Genomic DNA, 9,007 nt, shown 5'->3' with positions numbered 1-9,007 from the left:
CAGGCCGAGGCCCTCCGTCAGCAGCGCGCCGCGGCTGCCGCGGCCGCCGCCGCCCGGCCCTCGACGCCTTCCGCTCCCGCACCCGCTCCGTCGACCGGCGGCGGTTCGTCCGGTGGCGGCGGTGCCTCGACCGGCTCGGGCTGGGTGCGTCCCAGCGCCGGCTACATGTCGAGCGGCTACGGCATGCGCGTCAACCCGGTGACCGGCGTCTACCGCATGCACGACGGCATCGACCTGGCCCCCGGCTGCAACAGCCCCATCTATGCCGCGACCTCGGGCACGGTGACCTTCGCGGGCCTGACCGGCGGCTACGGCAACTACATCCAGATCAGCCACGGCGGAGGCGTCTCGACCGCCTACGGCCACATCGTCAACGGCGGCATCAAGGTGTCCCGTGGGCAGAGCGTCGTCGCGGGCCAGTTGATCGCGCTCGTCGGCTCGACCGGCAACTCGACCGGCTGCCACCTGCACTTCGAGACCCGCGTCGGCGGCGCCTCGACGAACCCCGTGCCGTTCATGTCGGCGCGCGGCGTCCGCCTGTAGCACGTCCACCGGGTCCCGCCCGAGGGGGCAGAATCGTCTCGTGACGAACACCGCTCCCTCCGCCCTGCCCCCGCTCCACCTCGAACGCGTCGCCTTCGACGACCCCCGTGCCGTCGCCCTGCGTGACGCCATGGACGCCGAGATGACCGTCCGCTACCACCGCGACGTCGTCGAGCCCGTCGCCGTCGTCGAGGCGCGGAACGCCGCCCTCACGGTCCACCCGTCGAACGTGCTGGCCACCGTGCTGGTGGTCGCCGACGACGGTGCCGACGGCGGCACGCCCGTCGGCCACGCCCTCGTGCAGAGCCGGGACGGCGAATGGGAGGTCAAGCGCGTGATCGTCGCGGACGGTCAGCGCGGCCGCGGCATCGGCCGACTCCTGATGGCCGAGCTCGAGACGGTCGCCCGCGAGGGCGGTGCGAGCCGACTCATCCTGCAGACCGGGGATCGCCAGCCCGACGCCGTCGCCCTCTACGAGAAGATCGGGTTCACCCGCATCCCGACCTACGAGCCCTACGTCACGACCATCCCGCAGTCGATCTGTTTCGAGAAGCCGATCGTCTGACGTCCGGCGGCCGACGCCGCCGAGGAGGCGCGGGTCGCCACGACGACGGAGGCGCGCCCCGGTCACGTGACCGGGGCGCGCCTCCTGCGCTTCGTGGGTGGGCGGGGCCGTGGGGGCCGGGCGTCCGTGGTCGTTCGTCGCCGACGGACCGGCCCGCCGGCGGACTAGAGGCCGGCCGTCGAGCGGATCCAGCTCGCGCTCTGCGACAGCACGGCGTAGTTCGACCCGGCGCGGGTGTTCGCGCCCGGGTCGGCCTCGTCGCCAGTCGAGCAGACGGCCACGATCTGGCCGTTCACGATCAGGGGGCCACCCGAGTCGCCGTGGTTCGCCGCGCCGGTGGTGCCGTTCAGGTGTTGCGCGACCCCGCCGTAGGCGTCGGTGCTGCGGCCGGTGAGGCCGACCGTCGCCTGGTACAGGCCGTCGGACTGCACCGAGTTCGCGCGCAGGCCGTAGCCCATGATGGTGCCGGTGCCCGACGAGGTCGCCTGGAACCCGAGGTTCAGCGACGGGTAGCTGCCGAGGGTCTTCGACTGGCTCAGGTGCACGAGCGCGATGTCGCCCACGGGGGCGGCGGCGACGCGGTCGACGGCGATCGCGGTGCCCGGGTTCGTCGTGCTGTTCGAGTGGTAGACCTGCATCGAGGTGACGCCGTCGATGCAGTGGCGGGCGGTCAGCACCCAGCTGGCGTTGATCTGTTCGCCGGTGCAGGCGTAGCTCGCGGTGCCCCCGGTCCGGAAGACCAGCTGCACGGCCCACGGCGTCGTGGGTGCCTTCTGGCCGCCGACGATGTCCGTCGACCGGATCGTGTTGTCGGGGCCGGCGGCGACGGCGGAGGTCGAGACCCCGAGTGATCCGACGGCGAGGGCCGCGGCGGTCAGGGCGGCGGCGACGAACTTCTTCATGTGGTTCCCCTTGGTTCGGGTGGTGCGTGTCGGGTGGTGCGTGTCGGGTGGTGCCGGCCGGCGGTGCCGGCCGGGCGGTCCGGTGATCGACCGACCCGGTGGATCGGGCACGTCCCGCCTGGGTCGAGCTTCCGCCTGGCCCTCGTCCGGGGGCAAGTCGGCACTCTGGCCGACTTGACGCCGGGTGTTGCGCGTGGCAACAGACATGCTGCTCGCGGCGGACGCGGGCGGGCGGGTAGCGTGTGCGGGTGATCACGCGACGAGACGCCGCCCTGCGACTGGACATCCCCCTCGAGATGGCCAAGCGCCACGGGCTGCCGCCGAAGATGACGGTCGACGAGCTCGTCGCGATGGAACGGACGCCGCCGCCCTGGCTGGTGCAGTCCCGCGCGAACCGCACCGGCAAGCCGGTCTGGGTCGAGCTGGAGTGCGTCGTCTGCGGCTACCACGAGGCCGCACGCCCCAAGAAGTGGTGGCCCGAGTACACCTACCTCAGCTGCGACGACCACGGCGCGGACGAGTTGCCCGAGCCCGAGCCTGGCGTCGTGCGCGCCGAGGTCGACGGCGTCGGCACCCGCTTCGTCGCCATCGTCGACGTCGCCCCCTGACCTGGGCTCGACCGTTCCCGCGCCCCTCTTCCCCCCGTCCCTCTTCCCTACGGCCCCCTGCGGCTCCGCTCTTGTGCAATTCGCGACATCCGGGGGTCGACACGCCGTCCTGAGGGGTACGTGAGCGGCGCGTCGTCGGGCTGTTGTCGGGTTCGGCACGTCTGAGGGGTTGCCCGAGGTCGCGAATTGCACGTCAACCGGGTGCTGCGCCGGACGAGGAGTGCACGAGAGCCAGCCGCGCGGGCAGAACCGATGGCCAGGAGGCGCGGCGCGGGTCGGTCGGATCGCACACGAGGAGGCTAGGCGTTCGTCGGTCAGGCCATCCACCAGGAGGCGCGCTGCGGGTCGGTCACACCGCCGACGAGGAGGCGCGGCGCCGGCCGGTCAGACCGTGTACTGCACCGAGACGGGCGGCTCGAGCCCGGCGAGCAGGTGTACGTACGCCTGGCGGGCGTCCTCGACGAGCAGTTGTCGTTGGATGTGCTGGTCGTGCCAGTCGACCAGGTCGTCGGGCGTGACGTCGTCGACGTCGTCGGCCACGAGGTAGCTGAACGCGTAGGCGTTGCCGTCGTCGTCGAGGGTCCGGCGGTAGCCGAGGGTCTGACGGCTCGTGGCGTCGACGAAGACCTCCCAGCCGGGGTCGCTCGCGTCCGGCAGGGTGACGTCGACCACGGGGTGGGGGGCTCCGGCGGCGGGCGAGGCGAGCCTCGTGCCGAGGGTGGCCGTCCGCATCGTCGTGGCGGCCGGGCCGGCCGTCGCGAGATCGTCGGTTCGGACGCCCCCGGGCCGCGAATCGTCCGAACCGGACGCTCCCGTCACCGCATCTGCTGCCCGCGCCACGGCCGCGGCGCCGGCCGACGAGGATTCGGGAGAGCTCGTGTCGATGCCCCGCGCCACGTCGTGGTCGACCCGGGCGACAGCTCGTGCGAGGGCCCCCTCGAACACGTGGAGCCTGCGGGCCGTCGCCCGCAACCACGACTCGAGAGCGTCTCGTTCGTCGGACGTGAAGGGCTCGGGCTCGAAGGAGTTCACGGAGAAGGACGCGGCCTCGACCGACCACTCCCACTCGAGCACGACCCGGAGGAGCGCCGAACGGCGGGGCATGAGCGCGAGCGTCCCCTGGCGCAACCCGGGTGAGAAGTGCAGTTCGGGTTCGTCGAGCAGGTGCCGGACGCCGGAGGCCGCATCGGTCGAGGTGGTCGGCACGAGGAAGGCGACCCGGACCTCTCGCCACGGCGCGGCCCGGACCGGAGGCGCGTCCTCGTCGCGCAGGATCGTCAGGCTGATGGGCATCTCGGGCGGCAGTGGTCGGGCGTCGCCGCGCGATGTGGCGTCGGGGGGCTCGACGGGGTCGACGGGATCTGGGTCGTTCGGTGCCATGGCCCGAGAATCGTGGCACGAGTCGATGCGAGCCCCCTGGACGAGCCGGGGTCGCCGGTCTCAGAACGACAGTTGGTCGACCGACGTCAGCGGCACCCACCCCTCGCGGATGCCGTCCGGCGGCTCGATCGTGGGCACGGGTCGCAGGGTGTCGGCCTCGGCGAGTTGCGCGAGGTCGAAGCCGGTCATCTCGGCGATGTCACGGACGGGTACCTGGTAGGTGCGGTACGGCCCGAGTGGCGGTGGGTCGCCCTGCTCGTGCGCGCGGGCGAACGCGGCCTCGAGGTCGACGCCGTCGAGCTCGGGGGACTGGTCGAGCAGGTACGCCGCCGTGCGCAGCGAACCGCCGTCCGACGTCGTCCACGCCGCGATCTTGAAGAACCGACGCGGGAGGCGGATGCCGCGGTAGGGCGCGTCGTCGTCGAGCAGCACGGGTGCCGTGAACACCGTCAACCGCTGCCGGTGTGTGGAGGCGTACTGCAGCACCTGGTCTTCGAGGCCGAGCCAGAGTTCTCTCGACTGGTTGAACTCGGCGGCTTGCGGTGCGGCGTTGGTGAAGCTGAACGTGTCGACGTTCGCCGCGGCCGCGACGACCGGCTCGCCCCAGACCGGGTCGCGGCGGCGGACCAGGTGCCCCCGGTCGAGGTCGTTCGAGGCGTAGACCTCGGGACCCGTCTGCTCGTCGTCGGGCACGCGCTCGTCGAGGTGCCAGTCGTCGCCTCGGCCGAGGTCGAGCAGCGAGGACCCGTCGATGTTGACCGCCGTCAGGGCGGCCAACCGCCGGACGGGGTCGAGCAGCACCGTGAAGTGGACGTACGGCAGCTCTCGCGCGAGCGTGTGGAGGGCCGGCAAGGGCACGTCGACCGTGAGGAACGAAGGGTCGTACCCCGCACGATCGAGCCCGACGGGGTTCGCGGTGGTGGGGTCGTCTCTGGTACTCATGGGCGCCTCCGGCAGGTCGTCGTTCTCGTGGGGCCATCCTGCCCACGACCCCTGACATCGGTCCGGTCGGCGCCGCGACGACGCACAGGAGGCGCGATGTGGGGGGATCCCCACACCGCGCCTCCTCGGATGCTCACGTCACCGACAGGCGAGGGCCCAGCCCGCGAGGGCTCAGTCCGCGAGGGCTCAGTCCGCCAGGATCGTGTAGAGCGCGCGGCGGGCTTCGTCGAGCTTGGCGGTGGCGGCGGCCCGCTGGGCCTCGCTCCCGTCGTGGTGGAACTGCTTCACGACGCCCATCAGCTTCATGAGGCTGGTCTGGAACTCGCGGTCGGTGTCGCTGGCGTCGTCGGCCGTCGCGGCCCAGGCCTTCTCGATCTCGTCGGCGTGCTCGGCCACGTAGGCCCTGCCCGCCTCGGTCAGCGTGAAGGCGCTCGTGGTCGCGGCCTCGTCGGACGAGATGAGTTCTTCGTCGACGAGCTGCTGCAGCGTGGGGTAGACCGAGCCGGGGCTGGGCTTCCACGCGCCGTCGGTGCGCTCGGCGATCGCCTTGATCAGGCCGTAGCCGTTCGACGGGGCGTCGGACAGCAGCGAGAGGATCGCGAGGCGCACGTCGCCGCGTCGGGCCCGGCCGCGTCCGCCGCGGCCAGGCCCGAAGCCGCCGGGGCCGAAGCCCGGGCCGCCGGGGCCGAAACCGGGGCCGAAGCCGCCGAAGCCGGGGCCGGGGCGGAACCCGCGGCCGAACGGACGGCCGAAGCGGCCGTGGCCCTCGCCGCGGCCGGGGAGGTCGCGTCGGGCGTCGGGGAAGTCGTGGTGCCGGCGACGGGGGTCGCCGTGGTTCTCGGTGGTGAAGTCGGTACCCATGGGGTACTCCTTTCGGGTCAGGTGGAGAGAAGTCGTGATCGCGACGTCCTGTCGCGATGTGTCAAAGATATGTCGCTGACTATCGCGTGTCAATGCCTCGATCGTGTTCCGGGCACGAAAAAAAAGGAGGCGCATCCCGGGTGGGACGCGCCTCCTTCGGTCGTGCGGTCAGCTCGCGGGCTGCACCCCGAACGCCGAGGCGAGCTTCTCGATCTTCTGCGCCCGACCGAGGCGGGGCAGGTCGCTGCCGTCGCGGATGACCCGGCCGCGGCCCTCGAAGTCGGCGAGGAAGTCCTGCGCCCAGGCGACGTCGGACGGGGTGGGACTGATGACCTCGTTGATCACGGGCAGCTGCTCGACGTCGAGGCACAGTTTGCCGGTCAGGCCCAGCGCGACCGCGACCCCGGACTGCTCGCGCAGGACGGGGTGGCTGCTGCCCACCGTCGGGCCGTCGATCGGGCCGGGCAGCCCGCCGATGCGGCTGGCGACGACGAGGCGTGAGCGGGGGTAGGCCATGGCCAGGTCGTCGGCGCTCGTGCCGGTGTCGCGGCGGTAGTCGCCGCTGCCGAACGCGAGCCGGAACGCGCCGCGGGCCTTGGCGATGGCGGGGCTCTCCTCGATGCCGAGGGCCGACTCGACGAGCGCGAGCACCGGCACCGCGCCTCCGAGGCGGTCGAAGGTCTCGGTGACGTGCTCGGGTGCCTCGGTCTTGGCGAGCATGACGCCGTGCAGCCCGGGCAGGCCCATGAGGGCGTCGACGTCGTCGGACCAGAAGTCGGTCGAGCGGTCGTTGATGCGCACCCAGGCCTCGCCGCCGCCCGTCAGCCAGGCGACGACGTCGTCGCGCGCGGCGGGCTTGCGGGCCGGGTCGACCGCGTCCTCGATGTCGAGGACGATCTGGTCGGCGCGTGAGGCCTGCGCCGAGTCGAAACGGTCGGGGGCGGTGCCCGGGACCAGCAGCCACGACCGGGCGATGTCGGGCTTGGGTCGCGTGCGGCCGGCCGCCGGGCCCCGGCGGGCCGTCGCCGCGGGGTCGGTCGCGGTCGGGTCGGAGGGGATCTGGCTGGTGTCGGTCATGACGTCGTCGTCCTTCGTCGCTCGGCGGTCCGGTCCACGCTACCGGCTCGTCCGGGCCCGTGAGTCCTCCGGGTCAGGGCGGGGGCTCCCGGCCCGGGGTGCCGTTCGGGCGTAACGTTCAGGCGGATCACAGATCCAGGGAACGACCCCACCGACAGGAGTGAGCCATGACCGACGCGAACGATCCGCGGCGCGACCGCCCCGACCACGAGGGACGCGATCCCCAGCACGGCGACACGAACGACGCCCCGCGGTCCGACGAGACCGGCGAGACGGTCGAGCAGACCGAGGTGCCGTACGGCTCCGAGGTGCCGACGCAGCAGCCCCCCGCCGTCGACTTCGGCGGCGACGCCCCGACGCAGCAGCCCCCCGCCGTCGACTTCGGCGGCGACGCCCCCACGCAGCAGGCCCCGATCGCCGACGCCGAGGACCGCCCGGTCGTGGCCGAGGCCCGTGCGACCGGCGATGCGTCCGGCGCTCCCGCCCCGTCCGACGAGGAGGCGCTGCCCGAGTCGGTGCCCGCCGAGTACGTCCCCGGCGACACGGCGTCCGACCGAGCCGCCGACTCCGACGCCGACGCGTCGACCGATGCCGGCTCGTCGGCCGACCCCGACGCGCGCGACACCGAGGTCCTCTCCGAGTCCGACCGGGACGCGGCCTCGTCCGGCCGTCCCACCGAGGCGGTCCCGATGGTGGCTCCGACCGAGCCCGCCCAGCGTGCCTGGTCCGCCTCCTCCGACGGCACGCGCCGACCGCTGCACGACGACGAGGCCCTCCGTGCCGCCGAGGCCGCCCGCGCCGGGGACCCCGCCACGGGTGACCGGCGTGACGACACGGCCACCGCGGCGTCCGCGACCGCGGCGACCGGCGCCTCCTCGTCCTCGCACGACGGGTGGGTCGACGACCGCTCGGACGCCGAGCGCGACGCCACCGACCGCGCCGCGGCCGAGCGTCAGCCCTCGTTCGGCCAGGACGCCCCCACCGCCGTCGCACCGACCGCGGCAGCAGCAGGAGGCGCGGCTGCGGGTGCCGCCGCCGGTCGCGACACCGGCTCCCACGCCTACCCCCTGATCAAGGACTCCGGCATCGACCACGTGTCGGTGCGCCGTGAGCTGCTCGCCCAGCAGAAAGAGGAGTTCGGCGGCATCCGCTTCGGCGCCGGTCTGCTCGGCTGGTTCGCCGCGACGGGCTTCGGCCTCGTCATGATCACGATCTTCGGCGGCGTCCTGGCGGCCTGGGGCGGGGTCGCCTCGGGGTCGACCGCGATGACCGACCTGCGCAGCTTCACGGCCGACAACGCCGACGTGCTGGCGCTGACCTCGGGCATCGTGGTGCTCGCGATCATCTTCTTCGGGTACCTCGTCGGCGGGTACACGGCGTCGCGCATCGCGCGCTTCAGCGGCTTCAAGCAGGGCCTCGCGACCTGGCTCTGGGGCGTGGTCATCACCATCGTCCTGGCCGTCGTCGTGGGTGTCGTCGGCACCCAGTCCGGTGACTCGTCGTCGCCGAACCCGTTCGTGCCCTCGATGGACGACCTGCAGTCGTCGTCCCTCGCCGGTCTGATCGGGCTCGCCCTCGTCGTCGTGCTGAGCTTCGCCGGAGCCGTCCTCGGCGGCCTGCTGGGTCAGCGGTACCACCGCAAGGTCGACCGCTTCTTCTCCGAACAGGACTGAGCACCGCGAGGGGGCGCACCTGCCGGGTCGCCCCCTCGCCCCATCCGACGCGGCCCGGGCGTCGAACACCGATCAACCCCACCGGGCAGCACAGACAAGGACCACTCATGCGCACCCCCTTCCGTTCCCCCCTCGGCCGAGGCGTCCTCGGTGTCGTCGCCACCGGAGCCCTCGTGTTCTCGCTCGCGGCCTGCGCCTCGACCTCGGACTCCGAGAGCAACAACACGGCTCCGACGCACCCCGTCAACCAGACCCGCGAACCCGGCCCCGGCGAGAGCCTCCTGCCCGCGGCGTCCATCCCGGACCTGTCGAACGGTGTCGACACCCAGGTCGCCGTCGACGCGTCGTTCGTCGAGGCCCTCACGACCCTCGGCCTCACCCCCGGCGCGGTGGGCACCGCGACCTTCACCGACGGCACGTTCTCGTTCCCGATCACCGGCGGCAACGTCGACTACT

At 72.9% G+C, this 9,007-nt stretch carries 9 protein-coding genes and 1 pseudogene; 5 read left to right on the top strand and 5 right to left on the bottom strand.

The window, feature by feature from the left end:
* Both SZ60_RS11970 and SZ60_RS11965 read left to right on the top strand, forming a co-directional pair.
* Positions 1-543, top strand: a 543-nt coding sequence (locus SZ60_RS11970; protein WP_043596227.1) for a M23 family metallopeptidase, incomplete at its 5' end; no start/stop codon positions are given.
* Positions 544-583: 40 nt separating this feature from the next.
* A complete protein-coding gene (locus tag SZ60_RS11965; RefSeq protein ID WP_043596225.1) occupies positions 584-1,108 on the top strand; it encodes a GNAT family N-acetyltransferase in 525 nt (174 codons plus the stop codon).
* Positions 1,109-1,272: 164 nt separating this feature from the next.
* Here SZ60_RS11965 and SZ60_RS11960 read toward each other — a convergent pair whose 3' ends face one another.
* A complete protein-coding gene (locus tag SZ60_RS11960) occupies positions 1,273-2,010 on the bottom strand; it encodes a trypsin-like serine protease (RefSeq protein WP_043596223.1) in 738 nt (245 codons plus the stop codon).
* 248 nt (positions 2,011-2,258) lie between these two features.
* On the opposite strand from SZ60_RS11960, the gene SZ60_RS11955 reads away from it, so the two are divergent.
* Positions 2,259-2,618: a hypothetical protein gene (locus SZ60_RS11955; RefSeq protein WP_043596232.1), complete on the top strand. Its 360-nt coding sequence runs from the start codon at positions 2,259-2,261 to the stop codon at positions 2,616-2,618.
* A gap of 384 nt (positions 2,619-3,002) precedes the next feature.
* Here SZ60_RS11955 and SZ60_RS11950 read toward each other — a convergent pair whose 3' ends face one another.
* From SZ60_RS11950 to SZ60_RS11935, 4 genes are all read right to left on the bottom strand, one after another.
* Entirely contained in the window at positions 3,003-3,998 is a 996-nt protein-coding gene (locus tag SZ60_RS11950) for a hypothetical protein (RefSeq protein ID WP_043596222.1), read from the bottom strand.
* 60 nt (positions 3,999-4,058) lie between these two features.
* Positions 4,059-4,940, bottom strand: coding sequence for a DNA/RNA non-specific endonuclease (locus tag SZ60_RS11945; protein ID WP_043596220.1), 882 nt, complete (start codon positions 4,938-4,940; stop codon positions 4,059-4,061).
* A 186-nt stretch (positions 4,941-5,126) separates the two neighbouring features.
* Positions 5,127-5,801: a PadR family transcriptional regulator gene (locus SZ60_RS11940; RefSeq protein ID WP_043596219.1), complete on the bottom strand. Its 675-nt coding sequence runs from the start codon at positions 5,799-5,801 to the stop codon at positions 5,127-5,129.
* 168 nt (positions 5,802-5,969) lie between these two features.
* Complete coding sequence (locus tag SZ60_RS11935) at positions 5,970-6,878, bottom strand: CoA ester lyase (RefSeq protein WP_082060106.1); 909 nt, start codon at positions 6,876-6,878, stop codon at positions 5,970-5,972.
* Between the two features lie 167 nt (positions 6,879-7,045).
* Here SZ60_RS11935 and SZ60_RS16595 point away from each other — a divergent pair, with 167 nt between their 5' ends.
* Positions 7,046-8,551: a CvpA family protein gene (locus SZ60_RS16595; protein ID WP_052505366.1), complete on the top strand. Its 1,506-nt coding sequence runs from the start codon at positions 7,046-7,048 to the stop codon at positions 8,549-8,551.
* Positions 8,552-8,658: 107 nt separating this feature from the next.
* Positions 8,659-9,007 (top strand): annotated as a pseudogene (locus tag SZ60_RS11925) (hypothetical protein); the annotation flags it as partial.

Origin of the sequence: Frigoribacterium sp. MEB024, from assembly GCF_000878135.1 — a bacterium.
GTDB lineage: Bacteria > Actinomycetota > Actinomycetes > Actinomycetales > Microbacteriaceae > Frigoribacterium.
This window is presented reverse-complemented; position numbering and strand designations above follow the sequence as displayed.

What these genes read in the sequence shown, in the direction of transcription:
- SZ60_RS11960 (WP_043596223.1), bottom strand. Translation starts at nt 2,010, where the DNA reads ATGAAGAAGTTCGTCGCCGCCGCCCTGACCGCCGCGGCCCTCGCCGTC.
- SZ60_RS16595 (WP_052505366.1), top strand. Translation starts at nt 7,046, where the DNA reads ATGACCGACGCGAACGATCCGCGGCGCGACCGCCCCGACCACGAGGGA.
- SZ60_RS11945 (WP_043596220.1), bottom strand. Translation starts at nt 4,940, where the DNA reads ATGAGTACCAGAGACGACCCCACCACCGCGAACCCCGTCGGGCTCGAT.
- SZ60_RS11940 (WP_043596219.1), bottom strand. Translation starts at nt 5,801, where the DNA reads ATGGGTACCGACTTCACCACCGAGAACCACGGCGACCCCCGTCGCCGG.
- SZ60_RS11950 (WP_043596222.1), bottom strand. Translation starts at nt 3,998, where the DNA reads ATGGCACCGAACGACCCAGATCCCGTCGACCCCGTCGAGCCCCCCGAC.
- SZ60_RS11935 (WP_082060106.1), bottom strand. Translation starts at nt 6,878, where the DNA reads ATGACCGACACCAGCCAGATCCCCTCCGACCCGACCGCGACCGACCCC.